The sequence below is a fragment of the Streptosporangium sp. NPDC002544 genome (assembly GCF_040295965.1).
In the GTDB taxonomy this organism is placed as follows: Bacteria; Actinomycetota; Actinomycetes; order Streptosporangiales; family Streptosporangiaceae; genus Streptosporangium.
In genome coordinates this window covers 56174-73151 of sequence record NZ_JBEOWJ010000001.1, presented here as the reverse complement: position 1 = coordinate 73151, position 16978 = coordinate 56174, and the positions used below count along the sequence as shown (strand labels likewise).

General features: G+C 67.7%; 17 protein-coding genes and 1 pseudogene. 7 read left to right on the top strand and 11 right to left on the bottom strand.

Annotation, left to right across the window (positions count from 1 at the left end; all coding sequences use genetic code 11):
• Positions 1-48 precede the first annotated feature (48 nt).
• Both ABT061_RS00375 and ABT061_RS00370 read left to right on the top strand, forming a co-directional pair.
• Entirely contained in the window at positions 49-444 is a 396-nt protein-coding gene (locus ABT061_RS00375; protein ID WP_350911099.1) for a hypothetical protein, read from the top strand.
• Positions 441-1154, top strand: a pseudogene (locus ABT061_RS00370) (creatininase family protein). Before ABT061_RS00375 ends, ABT061_RS00370 begins: the two are co-directional and overlap by 4 nt.
• Before the next feature lie 314 nt (positions 1155-1468).
• Here the strand turns inward: ABT061_RS00370 and ABT061_RS00365 are convergent.
• A complete protein-coding gene (locus tag ABT061_RS00365) occupies positions 1469-2110 on the bottom strand; it encodes a response regulator (protein WP_350911097.1) in 642 nt (213 codons plus the stop codon).
• A 566-nt stretch (positions 2111-2676) separates the two neighbouring features.
• Here ABT061_RS00365 and ABT061_RS00360 point away from each other — a divergent pair.
• The gene (locus ABT061_RS00360) at positions 2677-3096 is read left to right on the top strand and encodes an HIT family protein (RefSeq protein WP_350911095.1); all 420 of its coding nucleotides are present in this window, start codon (positions 2677-2679) and stop codon (positions 3094-3096) included.
• A 221-nt stretch (positions 3097-3317) separates the two neighbouring features.
• Here the strand turns inward: ABT061_RS00360 and ABT061_RS00355 are convergent, their stop codons facing one another.
• From ABT061_RS00355 to ABT061_RS00345, 3 genes are all read right to left on the bottom strand, one after another.
• The gene (locus ABT061_RS00355) at positions 3318-3899 is read right to left on the bottom strand and encodes a DUF6461 domain-containing protein (protein ID WP_350911093.1); all 582 of its coding nucleotides are present in this window, start codon (positions 3897-3899) and stop codon (positions 3318-3320) included.
• Positions 3900-4153: 254 nt separating this feature from the next.
• Positions 4154-4777 (bottom strand): tyrosine-type recombinase/integrase, encoded by a 624-nt coding sequence (locus tag ABT061_RS00350; RefSeq protein ID WP_350911091.1) that lies wholly within the window; start codon positions 4775-4777, stop codon positions 4154-4156.
• 421 nt (positions 4778-5198) lie between these two features.
• Positions 5199-5849 (bottom strand): TetR/AcrR family transcriptional regulator, encoded by a 651-nt coding sequence (locus ABT061_RS00345; RefSeq protein WP_350911089.1) that lies wholly within the window; start codon positions 5847-5849, stop codon positions 5199-5201.
• Between the two features lie 76 nt (positions 5850-5925).
• On the opposite strand from ABT061_RS00345, the gene ABT061_RS00340 reads away from it, so the two are divergent.
• Complete coding sequence (locus ABT061_RS00340; RefSeq protein WP_350911087.1) at positions 5926-7029, top strand: FAD-dependent monooxygenase; 1104 nt, start codon at positions 5926-5928, stop codon at positions 7027-7029.
• A 314-nt stretch (positions 7030-7343) separates the two neighbouring features.
• On the opposite strand, the gene ABT061_RS00335 is transcribed toward ABT061_RS00340, so the two are convergent.
• On the bottom strand, positions 7344-7562 hold the full coding sequence (locus ABT061_RS00335) for a hypothetical protein (RefSeq protein ID WP_350911085.1): 219 nt from the start codon (positions 7560-7562) through the stop codon (positions 7344-7346).
• A 222-nt stretch (positions 7563-7784) separates the two neighbouring features.
• On the bottom strand, positions 7785-8600 hold the full coding sequence (locus tag ABT061_RS00330) for an SDR family NAD(P)-dependent oxidoreductase (RefSeq protein WP_350911083.1): 816 nt from the start codon (positions 8598-8600) through the stop codon (positions 7785-7787).
• 109 nt (positions 8601-8709) lie between these two features.
• Between ABT061_RS00330 and ABT061_RS00325 the strand changes: the two genes are divergently transcribed.
• Positions 8710-9342 carry a TetR/AcrR family transcriptional regulator gene (locus tag ABT061_RS00325; RefSeq protein ID WP_350911082.1) on the top strand — a complete coding sequence of 211 codons (633 nt, stop codon included), beginning with the start codon at positions 8710-8712 and terminating at the stop codon, positions 9340-9342.
• A gap of 459 nt (positions 9343-9801) precedes the next feature.
• On the top strand, positions 9802-10173 hold the full coding sequence (locus ABT061_RS00320; RefSeq protein WP_350911080.1) for a hypothetical protein: 372 nt from the start codon (positions 9802-9804) through the stop codon (positions 10171-10173).
• 193 nt (positions 10174-10366) lie between these two features.
• Here ABT061_RS00320 and ABT061_RS00315 read toward each other — a convergent pair whose 3' ends face one another.
• From ABT061_RS00315 to ABT061_RS00305, 3 genes are all read right to left on the bottom strand, one after another.
• Positions 10367-11239, bottom strand: a complete 873-nt coding sequence (locus ABT061_RS00315) for an SIR2 family NAD-dependent protein deacylase (protein WP_350911078.1) — start codon at positions 11237-11239, stop codon at positions 10367-10369.
• Positions 11236-12174 carry a macro domain-containing protein gene (locus tag ABT061_RS00310; protein ID WP_350911076.1) on the bottom strand — a complete coding sequence of 313 codons (939 nt, stop codon included), beginning with the start codon at positions 12172-12174 and terminating at the stop codon, positions 11236-11238. The genes ABT061_RS00315 and ABT061_RS00310 overlap by 4 nt, the downstream gene beginning before the upstream one ends.
• Before the next feature lie 84 nt (positions 12175-12258).
• Positions 12259-13026 carry a nuclear transport factor 2 family protein gene (locus ABT061_RS00305; protein ID WP_350911074.1) on the bottom strand — a complete coding sequence of 256 codons (768 nt, stop codon included), beginning with the start codon at positions 13024-13026 and terminating at the stop codon, positions 12259-12261.
• Between the two features lie 267 nt (positions 13027-13293).
• On the opposite strand from ABT061_RS00305, the gene ABT061_RS00300 reads away from it, so the two are divergent.
• On the top strand, positions 13294-14196 hold the full coding sequence (locus ABT061_RS00300) for a helix-turn-helix domain-containing protein (RefSeq protein ID WP_350911072.1): 903 nt from the start codon (positions 13294-13296) through the stop codon (positions 14194-14196).
• A 178-nt stretch (positions 14197-14374) separates the two neighbouring features.
• Here ABT061_RS00300 and ABT061_RS00295 read toward each other — a convergent pair whose 3' ends face one another.
• Together ABT061_RS00295 and ABT061_RS00290 are read right to left on the bottom strand one after the other, a co-directional pair.
• A complete protein-coding gene (locus ABT061_RS00295) occupies positions 14375-15838 on the bottom strand; it encodes a benzaldehyde dehydrogenase (protein WP_350911070.1) in 1464 nt (487 codons plus the stop codon).
• A gap of 24 nt (positions 15839-15862) precedes the next feature.
• A complete protein-coding gene (locus ABT061_RS00290) occupies positions 15863-16978 on the bottom strand; it encodes an NAD(P)-dependent alcohol dehydrogenase (RefSeq protein WP_350911068.1) in 1116 nt (371 codons plus the stop codon).

Here is a 16978-nt window from a genome sequence, read left to right as displayed (position 1 = left end):
ACATCTCGACTCCTCTGGATCAAGGCCATCTGTGACCGTTGGCATCCCATGGCCGAGGAACGTCTACCAGCTGACGTACACATGGAGACCGGCGCGACCCGAGTACTGCTGGGCGAGGCCACCGCGGCCATCCCGATATTCGAAGCCGGCAGATCCCAATGGCCCGAATCCAGCCAGACGCGCGACCATGTGCTGTTCCTGACCCGCATGGCCACCGCCTACGCCATAGCGGGCGAACGCGAACAAGCCTGCACAGTGACCGAAGACGCCCTGTCTCGCATGCAGGCCCTTCGATCCAGCCGAGTCGCCGGCCAGCTCACAGCGCTACGCGCTCACCTGGCCCGATGGTCAACAGACCCCTACGTGGCAGACTTGCTCACCAGGCTCGACATCCTCTCTGAGTCCTTCTCCCTGCCAGCATCCCAGCCACAAGGAGACCGGTGACCCCCTTGCTGCCCACCGCGACCACCACCGAGGAGCGACAGCGCAACGCCCAGGTCGCGATCCTGCCCGTCGGCAGCTTCGAACAGCACGGCGACCACCTGCCTCTCAGCACCGACACCATCGTCGCGACCCTGATAGCCCGCCAGATCGCCGACGCCTACCCCGTCCTGCTGCTCCCACCCGTGACGATCTCCTGCTCCCATGAGCACAGCGCCTGACCGGGAACCGTCAGCATCTCCGCACGGACCCTGCACGCGATCGTCACCGACATCTACGACTCCGTCACCCGCTCCGGCCCCACGGCCCTGGTCGTCATCAACGGCCACGGCGGCAACTACGTCCTGAGCAACGTCGTCCAAGAAGGCAACGCCGAAGGCCGCAACATGGCGCTGTTCCCCTCCCGCGAAGACTGGACCGAAGCCCGAACCGCCGCCCAGCTCACCAGCACCATGCACGAGGACATGCACGCCGGAGAACTGGAAACCTCCCTCCTACTCCACGCCTGCCCCGAAGTGATCCGCCCCGGCTACCACTTCGCCGACTGGGTCGCAGATGACCGCCGTCATCTCCTGACCAAGGGCATGCAGGCATACACCGCCAGCGGAGTCATCGGCCGCCCCTCCCTGGCCACTGCCGAAAAAGGCAAAGCCGTGCTCGACAGCCTTGCCAGCAGCTTCGGTGACGTGCTGGATCTCTTCACGAAGTCCTGAGCGACGGCACACCAGCCGATCACGATCTGAGTCACTGCCGAATTGTTCTCATGAGGTATCAAGGCGGCGGCGCTCCGCGCCGCCGTGCGGCCCGCGCCCCCAGGCCGCACGCTGCGCGTGCGGCCTGGGGGCCGTTCTCGCGCGCGGCCCGCCACTTGGGCCGCCCACCGCATCAGCCATCTCCTGGCAGGGCTTGAGCACCTACCAGGTCATCGCCGAGTTGCAGCTTCTTTTGGCCTGCTGGGCCGGGGTCTGCCCCGCCTGTCGCCGTGGGTTACCCAGACACGCCCAGCCCGTCCCCACCTAATCAAGCCCTACCGTACTCGTTCCATAACATCAATCACGTAGTGCACGACATCATCGACACGATTCGTGCCGCCGAAGATCATGGGGTCGACGCCCAACGTGGGATCAAACCGCGCCGCGTGAATTACGACCGGCAGGTTGATACCTCTCGCGCGGAAGGTCTGGAGCATCTTGATCCCAGCCTGACCATCTATCTCTCTATGGATGTCGCTGATCACGAGGTCGTACGCATTTCGATCGAGGTGTGCCAAAGCCTCATCCGTTGAAGTGACCTCGTCTACCACCATGCCCAGCTGCCTGAACAGTGCGGTCAGATATGAATTACCCTCTGGGAGATCATCCACCCAAAGTATCCGGCCACCCTTGAGGTACACGGCCGCATGGTCCAGCCTTCGGATAACCGCCTGACTATCTGCACGACTGACCAGCGACCCCGTCTCCTCCTGATCGCTGCTTTCGACAGCCTTGGTCAGCAGTCGCTCAACCTCCGTGAACTCGACCTCGACAACACCTAACGCCCCGATCCTCGTCATTCGCGGTAGGGCTTCCCTGAGTGGTTTCCGTAAGCCCAAATACACCACGAATGCAAAAACCACCCAGAGCGCAGCTGGAACCATGTCGATCAGCTTGCCCCACAACGCTTCGGACACAGGACCTCCGAAAACTCGACACCGCCCATCCCCTTCGAGGGATAGCACCCTAAATAGGGGACGTATTGAGTAATTGAGATCCGTTACAGCACTGTGCCTCCGGCGGGGGCACTCCGGCTCCGGGATGGTCGCCAGGAGCAAGAGCCGGGTTCGTGGGTGGCTGGGGCCGGATCTTCCCGTCGCCGTCGTCCCAGGACAAGCCGAGCAGACCGGGGCCAGGGAAAGAGGGGGAATCACGGGGACTCACGGACAGGGCAAGACCGTCTCCGACCTGCACCGTAGCAGTTCAGGGAGCCGCGTACCGAGATCTTGTAAACTGTAGGTCAGGGGTTCGATTCCCCTCGCCGGCTCGAATACAAAGGGCCAGGTCAACCGATATTCGGTGACCTGGCCTTTTGCTGTTCACTGGAACTTGTGGCACATCGACGAGAACAAGATCCGGTCCGCCAACGTCCCAGAGATGCAAGCCCTGGCTCATGCGCTTGACCAGCCGCATTGGCACATACCAGACTGCCGGTGATCTACAAGCGGCTAAATTGGCAAAGCCCTACAGTCAAGGACCAAACGTGAACAGCTCCGCCCCCTGCGTATTCTGCAGGATCGTTGACGGAAGCGAACCTGCAGAGACCATTTACGAAGACGACCACTCGATCGCCTTTCTCAACATCGCCCAGGCAACCAAGGGGCACACCCTCGTCGTGCCACGAAAGCACCGAAATGACCTCACGGACATCGAGGCCGATGAGGCGGCAGCGGTCATGCGTGCCGCTGTCCAGGTGTCCAAGCAACTCACCTATGCACTCCAGGCCCCGGGAATCAATCTCTGGCACGCCAGCGGTGAGAGCGCATGGCAGAGCGTCTTCCACTTCCATATTCACGTGGTACCGCGTTACACCGTCACTGACCTCACACCTCCCTGGACCGAGGCCGAGCTTCCACTTGGATCACTGTCCAACTTGGCAGACCAGATCCGCCAGGCTCCCTGACCCGTTGCAGTTTCCGTTGCAGTTCGAGACCGTTCCACACCGTTCAGGATGGACTGCACACGCCCTCCGGTCTGCATTGAACTGTCCAGAACGGCCGAAGATCGATCTTTTAATCCGCAGGTTTTGAGTTCGAGCCGTGCTGCAGCGCGGGCAGATTCCGGGCAGCGGAATGTGGTGCGAGCCTCTCCAGGCTGGCCGTCGGACGTGGCATCGTGGACGGATCAGCCAACGACGCCACTCATGAGTGGCCCTTTGACGATCTCCGGGGTCAGCACCACGCCGGTCAACCGGGCTGCGAGGAGAAGTGCTCCGGACGCGGACGACGGTGCCTCAGCACCGGTTCCGGGTACGTCGTCGGGATCAAGGCCCGCCTGCCTCATCAGGTCGTTGAGCCGATCGGGATCACTCCCGTGCCGCCATTTGGGAATCTTGGGATTGAAGTGCGTGACCAACTCCCCGTCCACCGCGTAGACGAAGTCGTCGGATGCGTAGTCGTGCCGCAGCACCGCCACGGCCACGGTCCCGGCCGAGAGGGCCTGTGCCTTGTCGGCTTCCGTGCACGTCCACCCGCTCTCCTCGATAAGCACCGTCCAGTCGCCCACTCGCCCCACGAGCACCGTCTCAGGAAAGAGGCCATCGTCTATCAACTCGTCATAGGTGAGTGGCCGGATGCTCTCCTGGTCGGCACCCAGTCGGCGAAGCGCCTGCACCTCGCTGACTCCACGCACGAAGGTCAGGCACCACAGGTCGCCCAGCTCGTCGTCTTCGGCCAGCCAGGCAACATCGGCGTAGGTAAACGCCATCCGCAACACCTCATCTGTTGATCGTCGTGCCATTAGGGGGTAACGAGGGGTCAACCGCGGTCACTCACGACCGGCCCGAAGCCCAGGTCAGCCGCCCAACAAGGCGTGATCCATACGATTCCCAAGCTGACAGCGCGGATTCGATTCCCGTCACCCGCTCCACGCTCAAAGGCTCAGGTCAGGATGTGAATCCGGACCTGGGCCTTCGTTGTTTTCGGAGCTGATTCTCACTCGCGTGCCAGATTCGTGCCAGATCAGTTGATCTTGCCCCCGACAAGGGGCGGATCATCGCCGTTGTCATCCTTGGATTTGAGCCCCTCCTTGACGATCTCCCCCAGGACGTCGGCGATCGCACGGTCTCTGTCTTTGGCGGTGTGCAGATAGATCGTCGCTGCCTTGGTGCTTGTGTGGCCCGTCCGCGCCATCAGCTCCTTGAGGTAGGCCCCAGTCATCGCGGCAGGGGTGTTGCCGGTGTGGCGAAGGTCATGGACGTGAATTGCCGGAAGATTCGCCTTCTTGATCGCCTTGGCCCAGATCTTGGTGAAGGCACTACGGCGAAACTGAGCGCCTTGCTCGCCGACGAAGACCAGGCCGCCAGGGTCGGGCTCGCTGAAACGCTGAAGGTGCCAGGCCAGGTCACCCATGATGACCTCGGGCAGGGTGACGACGCGCACGCCCGCATCGGTCTTGGGCTGTCCCGTCACGAGCTCGCCCGTTCTCATCTCGGAGACGGATTCCTCGACCCGGACCGTCCGCGCGTCAAGGTCGAGGTTGTGCCGCCGCAGGGCCGCCAGCTCACCCCACCTCAGACTGCCGAAAGTTGTGAGAAGAACCAGCGCGCAGAAGCGAGGCGGTACGGCTGACGCCAGCTCGAACACCTGGGCACGGTCAGGACGAGCCGTTCCTCGGGACGCTCGACCCCGGCGTTCTTAATCTTGCAGGTTCTTCTTGATCAGCTCGTCCTCAACGGTGGTGTTGAGGATGCCGCGCAGCAGCCGGTATGCCCTTGGCCAGGCCGCTTGAATAGTCACAGTGCACCAAGCGGGCTTGCAGTAGAAAGTTGGAGCTCCGACTAGCCTGGCGACCACGCTCGCCGGGGCGATCGCGCCCACCCTGCTGATCGGCGGCACCGGCGACCGCTCATGGCCGGATGGAGTTGCCGGGCGATCCGGTGGGGTCGGTGGAGTATTTGGCGCGGGTCACGGCGGCTGTGGATACTTTCGCAGCGGGGCTGAGCGGGTTGGGCTGAGCCGGTGACGGGCCACTGTGCCGTACCGGATGATCTGTCGTGCCCTCGGGTCACGACGGTGTTTGTTCCCGCGACCTGTCCTGTGCGTGCAGCTTGTCCTGTTCGCGTAGCCAGGGCCGCAGTGCGGTGTCCGTCGCCTCCTGCAAGCGGCGGCTCATGGCGGCGGGATCGTCGCCCGCTGTCTCCAGCAACACCTGCAAAGCCCCGGTGACTGCCCCGACGAACGCCCCCACGAGAGCCGCCGCCCCGACTTCATCCAGCTCATCGGGATAGGCCGCACACAGGTGACGCGCGATCTCCCGCTGCGCGTCGAGCTGGAGCTGCAAGCCGCGCCCCCGCACCGCGGGCACGCTCCGGGTGAGCCGCAGCCGGAGCGCGGCCACCCTGCTCACCATCTCATCGCTGTCACGGTTCACGTTGCGCAGCGCACGCAGCAGCACGTCGGCCGGCCGGTCGTCGGGCCCGCGCGTGGCGATGGCCTCGACGGCGGCCGTGATCCGCGAGTCGCTCTCCGGGAAGAGCAGTTCCTCCTTGCTGGCGAAGTAGCTGAAGAAGGTACGCGTGCCGATCTCGGCCGCCTCGGCGATGTCGGCGACGGTCGTGCCCTCGTAGCCATGCTCCTCGAACAGTTCCACGGCGGCCTCGACGATCGCCTGGCGGGTGCGCCGCCGCTTCCGTTCGCGCAGGGTGAGCTCAGCCATGCCGCAGATGGTATCGCACGGAATGCCGATCGGCACTTATTGCAAATCCGCATTGAGTGCAGCTATCGTCCAGGACATGAAGACCGTGCTGATCTCAGGAGCCGGCATAGCCGGAAGCACCCTCGCCTACTGGCTCACCCGCCACGGGTTCGAGCCCACCGTCGTGGAGCGCGCCCGCGGCCAGCGTTCCAGCGGCAACCCCGTCGACGTGCGCGGTCCCGCCCGTGAGGTCGTCGAGCGCATGGGTGTTCTGCCCCAGCTGCGCGCTGCGGCGACCCGCGTGACCCGGCTGAGCTTCGTCGACGACCACGGCAAGCGGGTCGGCGGCATACCCATGCCCTCCGACGACCTCGAACTGCCCCGTGCCGACCTGGCCCGCGTCCTCTCCTCGACGGTGGCCGCCGACTACCTCTACGACGACACCATCACCGCCCTGCACCAGGACCCCGGCGGCGTGGACGTCACCTTCGAGAACGCCGCACCCCGCCGCTTCGACCTGGTCATCGGCACCGACGGGCTGCACTCGGCGGTCCGCCGCCTGGCCTTCGGCCCGGAGCAGCGGTTCATCGACCATCTGGGCATCTACGTGGCCACCCTGCCCCTGCCTGGCCTCGCCCTCGACCCGCACGAGGTGCTCCTGCACAACACCCCCGGCCGGGCCGTCGCCCTGCACCCCGGCACCGGTCAGGGCGGGGCCGCGTTCTTCTTCCGCAGTCCCGCCGTGCCCGGTTTCGACCACCGTGACACCGCCCAGCACAAGCGGCTGCTCGCCGATGCCTTCGCCGGGGGTTCCTGGCGCATCCCCGAGCTGCTTGATCAGGTACCGCAGGCGGACGACCTCTTCTTCGACTCCGTCAGCCGGGTGCGCCTTGACAGCTGGTCGACCGGGCGGATCGCGTTGCTCGGCGACGCGGCCTCCTGTGTCTCACTGTTCGGTGACGGATCCACCCTGGCCATCGCCGGCGCCGCGACCCTGGCTGACGCGCTGGCCGTACACCGGGACGATCATGCGGCGGCGTTCCGTGCCTACGAGTCCCGGCACCGCCTGCTGACCAACCCCAAGCAGCGCTTCGTCTCCCCGGCGTCTCGGCTGCTCATCCCGGCCACCAGGTACGGCATCGCCGCCCGGAACGCCGGCACGCGCCTGCTGTCGGCGGTCTCGGGCGCCCGCGCCGCCTGATCGGGCGCCGCGATCTGCCTATGCATGCGGCAATCTCATGGCGTCGATCGCTTGGCCACCGCGCGGCCATGTCTGACGATGGCGGCAACCATCTGCTCTGCCACCTCAACAACATCCTCGGGACTCGGATGCGAAGTAGGCAAGTCGCCAACGTCCGGCGTCATGATCCCTACAATTCCCAAGCTGACAGCGCGGGTTCGATTCCCGTCACCCGCTCCAATCACCAAGGCCCAGGTCAGGAAGAGATTCCCGACCATGGGTCTTCGTCAGCTTCTAAAGTAATCCTCTGGGCCAAGAGGCCTTCGGGCGCTTGCTCATTCGGGCTGGCGCCGCCTGGTGCGATAGTGATCGGCACGCTCTGCCGCCATACGTTCCCGTCGCTCCTGAGTCAGGATCTCTTGGGGGCTCGGCACCCGCCGCTTCTCATGTCTGATCGCCAGGCGGATCGTCCAGTAAAGAAAGAAGAACACCAGCACGGCCGGAACGGCCCATATCACCAGCAAGAGCAGAATCTCGGTGAAACCGATCGTCATCTGATCCTCCGTATGGGGGAACCAGCATGTCTGATCTTGCAGACTGCGTCCATCGATGACTTCGCCCGGCCGTCGGCCTAAGGTCAGCTTTCACGTGCCATCGACACCGCTCCATGCTCACCGTCTATGAAGCGCCCTCCCGGTCCGGTCGGGCGCGACGAAGGCCCCGGATCTGGGGAGGGGGCAGGGGCCTGTCGCGTGGTCGCCGTCCGCTGGTTCTGGTCAGTGCCGAGTGTTGGTCGCGGCGTCACGTTCGTCGGCGAAGTTGGGGAAGTGCTGGAGCATGCCGCCGTCGATGGGGATCGAGATGCCGGTGATGTAGCCGGCGGCGTCGGAGGCGAGGAAGGCGACGGTGTCGGCGATGTTCTCCGGCGCGCCGAGCCGCGGCAGCAGGTTGTGTCGGGTCAGGCGGTCGATGAAGTCTTGGGGCACTGAGTGCATGCCTTCGGTGAGGATGAGGCCGGGGGAGACGCTCACGGCACGGATGCCGGCTGCGCCGTACTGGGTCGCCGTGTCGCGCATGATCGACTCGATGGCGGCCTTGGAGGCCGAGTACATCGATCGGACGATCTCGCCGAGGACGGACTCCTGGGACGTGGTGAAGATGATGACGCCTCCGCCGTGGCCGGCCATGTGTGCCGCGGCGTACTTGGCCGTCAGGGCGCTGCCGATGACGTTGACGCCCAGCACCTTCGCGAACAGGGCGGCATCGATGTCGGCGATCCCGCCGTCTCGGGAGATCACGGCGGGGGAGGTGAGTGCCGCGTTGGCATGGACGATGTCGAGACGGCCGAGTTCCCGGACGGTGGTGTCGACCATGGCCTTGATCTGGTCCTCCACGGCGATGTCGACGCCGACGGCGATGGCGCGGCCGCCGTCGGCCATGATCGAGTCGGCGACCTGCTGGGCGCCGGTCAGGTTGAGGTCGGCGATGGCGACGGCGGCGCCGGCCCGGGCGAGGGTTGCCGCGGTGGTCCGGCCGATTCCGGAGGCGGCTCCGGTGACGATGGCGACCTTGCCGGAGAGGTTGGGTGACATCTGCGCTCCTGTTCCTGGGTGGATCAACATCGGCGGCGATCCACGTGATGACACAGTACGCCACAGTGGCAGGAACTGTCAGTTTGGCGTACTGTGTACGATACACGGTGTGGTTACAGGTGATGATCGTGAGCCGGACCGTGGGCTGTCGCTGAACCAGCGACGGATCCGCGCGTCCCGGCTCGAGGCAGCCCAGAGCGCTCTGGTCCTGCTCGAGCGGGACGGGTGGGAGGCGATCGGCGTCGCCGAGCTCGCGGCGGCTGCCGGGTTGTCCACCCGTACCTTCCACCGCTACTTTCCGAGCAAGCGCGACGTCTTCCGCCCGCTGCTCGAGGCGGCGCGCATCGCGTCGTGCGCCCAGTTCGAGGCGGCGGAAGGGCTGCCGCTGCCGCGGCGGTGCGGCGAGGCCGTGATCACGGGTGTCGACGTCTTCCGCGGTGGACTACTGGGAGGTCACCGCGCGTACCGGCTCCTGCTCACGACAACGGAGCTCTCACCCGTGTGGCTCGACGAGGCACTCCACTTCGAGCGTGCGCTCGTCGACCTCGTGCCCACCGATGTGTTCGCGCGGCGTCAGGGGTCGTTGAAGAGCGAGCGCGTCGACGAGGCCAGGCTCGCGGCGGCCGTCCTGTTCGCAGCGATGCGCGTCGCGATGCAGACCTGGGCCGAGGGGGAGGACCCCCGCGCCCTCCGATCACTCATCGAGCGTGCCGTCGAGCGCGTCGCCGGGACGCAGGCCTGATCCGATCTGCCCGGAGAAGTTCCGCCGAGGCTCACGAGGGGACCAAGATCCCGGCTGAGCCCTCGTCGCTGCCGCTGATGTGCCGGGCGATCGCATCCGTGATCGACTTATCGGCGCCCTTCGACAACTGGCCCAACGAGCCCTGCACGTCCTGGCCGAGGGCTTCGGCGCGTTCGTACGTGGACTCACGCCTCTACGGAGTCGTCGGACCGGGTGAAGCGGACCCAGCCGTAAGCGGCTGCCGATCAATGACGGATGTCAGAAAACATTGGACGGTTACCAGTGTGAGTCATAGCGGCCATCAGCATCGGTGGAACTACGCACCAGCGGCCTACGCCGCGTCGTGCACCCACCGATGAGTCGTCCGTTGTCGACCTCAGCCCACATGGCCACGCGCGGCAACCCCTGTGACGTAAGGTCCCAGGTGTGGACACAACAGCCCCGGTACCCCGCGTCCTCGTGATCGGCCTTGACCCGTATCGGGTTCCCGGGCCCTGGAACCCGAAGCCGGTAGCCGACGCAATCGAGGCCGGCATGGCTCGATTCGCCGAGCACGGCGTCGGCGTCGAGACCTGCCTGTTCGGCCTCGACGGCAGCGACGACGTGGAAACGATCGTCAGCCGTACCCTGCGCGCGCGGCCCTGGGAATGCGTCGTCATCGGCGGCGGCGTACGGAAACCCGAAGATCAGCTTGAGTTGTTCGAGCAGGTCGTCAACCTGGTACGACGACACGCTCCCAACGCGGCGATCGCGTTCAACAGCACCCCGACGGATACCTTCGACGCAGCCGCCCGCTGGATCGACACTCCCAGACCGACCGGTTCCGGCTGACCAGCGCGGCACCTGGCCAAAGCACACCCCGGCCGCCGGGCTTCGGGGCGAAGCAGGCTCTCACCGCGTCTGGATCACTTCTCGGGGTCCCGCCACAACAAGCACGACGTAGTACAAGCGGAGTAGTACACCGTCGGCTGGATCAGGGCCGGATGTTGGGACAGGCGTCCGGCACGGTCATCGCAGCCGGGCCTCAGTGACCGGCCACGGCGGCCAGCAGGTCGCCGGCACCGGCGGCAATGCCCAGGGCCCGGCCGCCGGGTAGTGCCGGCACCTCTGGTTGGACGGGGTTGACGCGCAGCAGGCGGCCGTGCGCGCGGCTGCGGGCGATGCGCTCCATGGGCAGGCGGACGACGGTGGGGGTGTTGTAACCGCTGCCGATGTCCAGGACGAGCAGGCGTTCGTCGGCCGGGCCGTCGTCCAGCCATGCCTGCAGCCGCCGACCGGCGGGCAGGTAGGGATCGGGGATGTACTCCGGCCCTTTGTGCACGTTGAGGAACACCTCCCCGCCGCAGTTGGGGCAGGCCGGGATGGCGGCGGGGTCGGTGACGCGGCCGGTGGCCGGATCGTAGGCGGCCAGTGCGGCATCGATGATCGGTTTGCTGGGCCAGGTGTCGCGGGCGCAGGGCCGTTCGCACTGATAGCGGCCGTAGTCGCCCTGCGGGGTGAAGATCCGACCGGCGTCGAAGCCGTTACGGGAGAACAGCGCGTCGACGTTGGAGGTCATCACGAAGTGGTGCCGGTCGCCGACCAGGTCGCGCAGCCCCCGGTAGACGGGGTGCGGGCCGGGGCCGAAGCGGATGTCGGTCACGTGCACCGACCAGTATCCCCACAGCAGGTCGGGGGGCAGCCGCAGGCCGATGAGCTGGTAACGGGCCCGCAACCCGAGGCGGTGCAGGGCGGGGAACAGTTCGGCGAACCGCCGGGTGTCGGCGTAGTCGTAGCCTGCGGCGACGGACAGCCCGGCGCCGGCGCCGATGAGGACCCGGTCGGCCTCTCCGATCCAGGAACGCAGCGTGTCCGCGGCGGCGCGCAGGTCCGTCAGGGTGGGACCACCGTGCGTCATGATCGCCGGGTCCAGTCGGTGAGTGCCCGCAGGTAGGCGGTGTGGTCGTCGGCGCCGTAGACGTTGAAGACCACTCGGTCCAGGCGGCCTGGATGCGCTTCCATCCAATCGGCGACGGCGTTCAGGGCCACCCGTGCGGCCGCCGGCTTGGGATAGCCGAACACACCGGTGCTGATCCCGCAGAACGCCACCGTGCGGACACCGTCGACGGCGGCGGCCACCTCCAGGCAGGAACGATAGGAACCGGCCAGATCGGCCGCGTGCCCGGCGCCCAGCGGGCCGTCAACGACGGGGCCGACGGTGTGCAGCACGTAGCGGGCGGGCAAGTGGTAGCCCCGAGTGATCTTCGCGGTGCCGGTCGGCTCGGGACTGCCTTGCAGGGTCATGATGACCGCGCAGTCGTCGCGCATCCGAGGCCCGGCGGCGTTGTGGATGGCATTGTCGACGCACGGGTGCATGGGGCGGTAGCAGCCCAGCAGGGCGCTGTTGGCGGCGTTGGCGATGGCGTCGGCGGCCAGGGTGGTGATGTCGCCTCGCCATAGTTCGGTACACCTGGCCGCCGGATAGGCCGTCCGCGGTACCTGCTCGGCGATGACCGGCAGCGTCGAGGCGTCGACCGATCCCCGCATCGTGCGCTCACCGCCCAGCAGCGCGTCGAGTGGCGCCACGGCCGCTTCCGGCAGCGGGCCGGGGGCGCGGACGGTCAGCACCGCCCGCAGCAACCGGCGGCTGGTGCCATCATCCAGGTGCTCGACCCGGCCGGGTGGCAGCCCGAGCCGCCCGGCTGCCGGATCGGTTTCCAGCAGCCCCAGCACGGTGCGGGCGAGCGCGCCGAGCCCTGCGGCCGGCGCGGGGACGGCGGCCGGGTGGAACGGCCGGTCGAGATCGATCGGCTGCCGGTAGCCGGCCAGGTCGAGCAGGCGACTGGTGGCCATGGGCGACTCCTGTGGAAGATGACGAGGCGGACGTACGCTGCCGTCCGCCCACGCACACCGCGGGGAAGGGACGTCAGGCTCGGGTCAGAACAGGCCGTTGCCGTGTGGCAGCTCGGCCGGAATGGGGGCGATGACGTCCCAGTGCTCGACGATCTTCCCGTTCTCGACCCGGAACAGGTCGTAGTAGGCGACCGGCACCCCGAACTCGCCCTCGGAGAGCACCAGCACGAACTCGCCCTCGGCGATGACCTTGTGGATCTTCTTGTAGACCAGGTTCTTGCCCTGCTCGGCCCAACCGGCCGCGGCCGCGCCGAACCCGTCCAGACCGTCCCCCGCCTCGGGGTTGTGCTGGTTGTAGGTGTCGGTGGAGATGTAGTCGGTCAGCACCGTGTAGTCGGCACCGACGAGAACCTTTTCGGCGAACTCGCCGACCAGAGCGCGGCTGGCCTCGGTCGTGCCCGGCGCGGTGACCTCTGCCGGGCCGTCGGTCTGGGACCGGCCGGAGACCGTGGCGGGCGCGACCGGGGCCAGGCCGTCCCAGTGCTCGGCGAGCCTGCCGTTCTCCACCCGGAAGATGTCGAAGGCGACCAGCGGCTGAGGTCCGAACCCATGGTAGATACCGTGCAGGGCGACCAGGTCACCGTCTGCGATGACGCGAGCGCCCTCGTAGCGGAACTCCCGAGGCAGGTCCGCCACCAGCTGTCGCAGCGCCTCGGGGCCGTCGGCGATCAGAGCGCTGTGCTGGACATAGCCGGGGGCGACCCAGCGGTCTACGGCCGACGGGTCCTTGTCACCGAACAGCCGGCCGGCGGCCGCCAGCACGATGGCCTTGGCGTCGTTCAAGGTGGTCATGACATGTGCTCCCTGTCGTTGGGGGATTGACGGTCGTCGGTGGAGGCTCTTATCGGGGCTGCCGGATGCCTGAACAGCCGGGGACGGGATGCGACTCCCGTACCGGATGAAGGTCGCGGCGGGTGCCGAGGCGGACGCCAACCGCGCGTGCCCCACCCGCTTGTCCTACGGTCTTGCCTATAACCGTCACCGGTTCGTTTCCGATACGCGGCGACACCTTCAAAACTAGGGATTGATCTGAGGTGATGGTGAGTACGCTGGTGACTGATGATGGTGAAAAATCGACACGTCGCCAGGCGGAGGATCCCCGAGGTCGCCTTCGCCGCACCGGTCGGCACCCCTGCCACCATCGAGGTGATGTCGCTGGCCGATCTACGGACCCGTATCGACGGGCGACATCCGGGTCAGCCGCAGCGGCCCGCCTTCCACCACCTGCTGGCGCTCACCGACGGCTCCTTGCGGCACATCGTCGACTTCACCGACTACGCCCTCACACCCGGGATGTGGCTCTGGCTCCGGCCCGGGCAGGTCCACCAGTGGGGTGACCTGACCCAGGCCGAGGGCACCTTGATCTTGTTCGAGCCGGACTTCCCCGATCCGGCCACCGCCGACATCGCTCGCCTGGACGACGTCCACACCTCGCCGGTGTGGACCGCGACCGGCGAGGACCTGCGGGCACTGACCGCCGCCACGGATCACCTGCGGCACGAGTTCAACGCCCTGGGACGGCTGCCCCTGGAGGCGCACATCGCCGTGCTCCGTCACCTGCTGGCCGTACTGCTGCTGCGTCTGACTCACCTGACCTCACCCGCCGGCGCCCTCGCCCCGGAGACGGAGGAGACCTACCTGCGCTTCCGCGACGCGGTGGAGCGCGGTTTCCCGCACAGCCACAAGGTGGAGGACTACGCCCGGGCACTGGGCTACTCACCGCGGACCCTCTCCCGCGCCACCTTGGCCACCGCCGGCATCGGCGCCAAGGAGTTCATCGACCGCCGCATCATCCTGGAGGCGAAACGTCTGCTGGCCCACGGCGACCAACCGGCCGCCCACATCGCTGCCCAACTCGGCTTTTCCAGCCCCACCAACTTCAGCAAGTACTTCCACCACCGCACCGGCACGACCCCGGTCGCCTTCCGCACCGCCATACGCCGCCCGGCGCCCGAGCGCTGACTCGTCAGCGATGCCTGCGCCGGCGCTCCCCACGAAAAGTAGTCAAATCACCACAAATGACCTACTCGCGAGCCTCCCACATCGCCTCCAAACGGGCAGATACTCCTCCGCCGGAGGCCAGGCAGTGGCGCGGCACGCGGCCGGCCCGGGTCCAGCCGGCCGCGTGGTGGGGAGGCCGTCAGAAGGGATAGCGCGCGGGCTCGCCGCGCATGGTGATCCAGCGGGTCTCGGTGAACGCCTCGATGTTCGCCGCGGCGCCCCCGAAGCGGGCCCCGGTGCCGGACGCCCGCACGCCGCCGAATGGCGCGTTGGCCTCGTCGTTCACGGTCTGGTCGTTGATGTGCACGATGCCGGTGGGGATGCGTTCCGCGACGGCAAGCCCGTGCATCACGTCACGTGTCACGATGCCCAGCGAGAGCCCGTACTCGCCCGCCGCGGCAAGCTCGGCGGCCTCCTCGGCCGAGGACACACGGGTGACCGGCGCGACGGGACCGAACACCTCCTCGGCGAAGGCGGGCGCGGTGAGGGGGACGTCGGCCAGCACGGTCGGCCGGTAGAAGAGGTCGTCGTACGTTCCGCCGGACGCCGGTTTCGCGCCCTGCTCCACGCTCGCCGTGACCATGCGGTGGATCTTGTCTCGCTGTCCCGCGTCGATGACCGGCCCCAGCGCGACCGCGCCGGACTTCGGGTCACCCACCAGAAGCCTGCCGGCCTTCTCCGCGAGCCGTTCCACGAAGTCGTCGTACAGCCGCGCGGAGACCAGGTGACGCCCGGTCGTCATGCAGATCTGCCCCTGGTGGAAGAACGACCCCCAGGCGGCCAGGTTCACCGCCGCGTCCACGTCGGCGTCGTCGAGCACCAGCAGCGCGGAGTTCCCGCCGAGCTCCAGATGTGCCCGTTTCAGATGCCGCCCCGCCAGCTCGCCGATACGGCGGCCCACGGGGGTCGAGCCGGTGAACGAGATGACCCGGACGTTCGGGTCGGTGACCAGGGCCTCGCCGACATCGGCGCGGCCGGGCAGCATCTGCAGGACACCGGGCGGCAGGCCGGCCTCCTCGAAGACGCGCGCCATGAGCGTGCCGCCGGTGACTGCGGTGCGTGGGTCCGGCTTGAGGATGACGGCGTTGCCGAGGGCGAGCGCCGGGGCGACCGACCGGATGCCGAGAATGATCGGCACGTTGAACGGTGAGATCACCGCGACCACGCCCGCCGGCATCCGCCGCGCCATGGACAGCCGCGGCTGCTCCGACGGCAGGACCTCGCCGATCGCCCGGCTCGGCAGCGAGGCCGCCTCGTAGCACTCCTCCGCCGCCACGTGTAGCGCGAACCCGGCCATCCCCGGGACCGCGCCGACCTCACGGATGTTCCAGTCGCTGATCTCCTCGGCGTGGCGCTGCCACAGGTCTCCGGCTCTGCGCAGGACGGCCGCGCGCGCGGTGTGCGGCATCGCCGCCCACTCCCGCTGGGCCCTGGTGGCCGTCTCCCCCGCCTCGGCGACGTCCTCGGGGGTCGCCAGCCCCATCCGGCTGAGTTCCTCACCGGTGGCCGGTTCGACGACCGCGTAGTCGCCTCCCCGCCCGGTGGTCCACACGCCGTTCTTGAAGATGTTCCCCTGCCAGTCGACGTCGTCGAGAAGTCCCACAGCGGGTGTCCTTTCCTGTTGTCCTCAGTGGCTCATGCGCAGGACGGGCTTGAGCACGTCGCCCTGGCGGCTGTCTTGCAGTGCTGTGTCGATGTCGGCCAGGTCGTAGAACCGCACCAGCCGGTCGAACGGGAAGCGTCCCTGGCGATGCAGTTCGACGAGGGTGCCGATGAGCGTCTCGCTGCGGCCGCTGCCGCCCAGGGTGCCGACGACCCGCTTGCCCCACAGCGTCGACAGGTGGTCGAGGCCGAACTCCGCGCCCGCCGGCGCGCCGCCGATGAGGACGCAGGTCCCGAGCATTCCCACGCTGTCGGCCGCCTGGCGTACAACGGGGATGACGCCGGTGCACTCCATGGCGTAGTCGGCCGGCCCGCCGCAGATCCGGTGCACCTCCGCCACCGGGTCGGCCTCGGAGACGTGGACGGTGTGGGTGGCGCCGAACTCCTCGGCCAGGGTGAGGCGGGCCGGGTGCCGGTCCACCGCGATGATCGTCGTGGCCGGGGAGAGCCGGGCGGCCATCACCGCGGCCAGCCCGACCGCGCCCACGCCGTACACCACGAGGCTCGACCCCGGGCCGGGCTTCAGCGTGTTGAACACCGCCCCCGCGCCCGTCGAGATGCCGCAGGCGAGCGGGCCGAGCAGGTCCAGCGGCGCGTCCCGAGGGACCACGACCAGGGCGTCGGCCCAGGTGAGCGAGTAGGTCGAGAACGACGATTGGCCGAAGAAGTGGCTGTGCACCGGTGAGCCGTCGGGGCGGCGCAGGGCGGTCTGCCCGGCGCGCGGGCCGAGCAGCCGCCCGCCTCCGCACAGGGCCTCCCCGAGGCGGGCGCAGTAGCGCGGCTCGCCGTCGCGGCAGTTACGGCAGGCGCCGCACGACGGCCAGCCGATTACCACGTGGTCGCCCGGCCGCACCCGGGTGACGCCGTCGCCCACGGCCACGACCTCCCCGGCTCCCTCATGGCCGAGCACGCCGGGGAACGGCATCGGCAGGTCCCCGTGCCGGGTGATCTCGTCGGTGTGGCAGATTCCCGAGGCGACGATCTTCACCAGCGCCTCGCCCGGCCCGGGCTCGTCGAGATCGAGTTCTTCGATGCGGAACGGTCCGTGGAGCTCGTCGACGACGGCGGCGGTCACCTTCAT

Coding starts and splice junctions, on each gene's coding strand:
- ABT061_RS00375 (WP_350911099.1), top strand. CDS start 49: ATGGCCGAGGAACGTCTACCAGCTGACGTACACATGGAGACCGGCGCG.
- ABT061_RS00355 (WP_350911093.1), bottom strand. CDS start 3,899: ATGGCGTTTACCTACGCCGATGTTGCCTGGCTGGCCGAAGACGACGAG.
- ABT061_RS00345 (WP_350911089.1), bottom strand. CDS start 5,849: ATGGCTGAGCTCACCCTGCGCGAACGGAAGCGGCGGCGCACCCGCCAG.
- ABT061_RS00340 (WP_350911087.1), top strand. CDS start 5,926: ATGAAGACCGTGCTGATCTCAGGAGCCGGCATAGCCGGAAGCACCCTC.
- ABT061_RS00335 (WP_350911085.1), bottom strand. CDS start 7,562: ATGACGATCGGTTTCACCGAGATTCTGCTCTTGCTGGTGATATGGGCC.
- ABT061_RS00330 (WP_350911083.1), bottom strand. CDS start 8,600: ATGTCACCCAACCTCTCCGGCAAGGTCGCCATCGTCACCGGAGCCGCC.
- ABT061_RS00315 (WP_350911078.1), bottom strand. CDS start 11,239: ATGACGCACGGTGGTCCCACCCTGACGGACCTGCGCGCCGCCGCGGAC.
- ABT061_RS00310 (WP_350911076.1), bottom strand. CDS start 12,174: ATGGCCACCAGTCGCCTGCTCGACCTGGCCGGCTACCGGCAGCCGATC.
- ABT061_RS00305 (WP_350911074.1), bottom strand. CDS start 13,026: ATGACCACCTTGAACGACGCCAAGGCCATCGTGCTGGCGGCCGCCGGC.
- ABT061_RS00300 (WP_350911072.1), top strand. CDS start 13,294: ATGATGGTGAAAAATCGACACGTCGCCAGGCGGAGGATCCCCGAGGTC.
- ABT061_RS00290 (WP_350911068.1), bottom strand. CDS start 16,978: ATGAAGGTGACCGCCGCCGTCGTCGACGAGCTCCACGGACCGTTCCGC.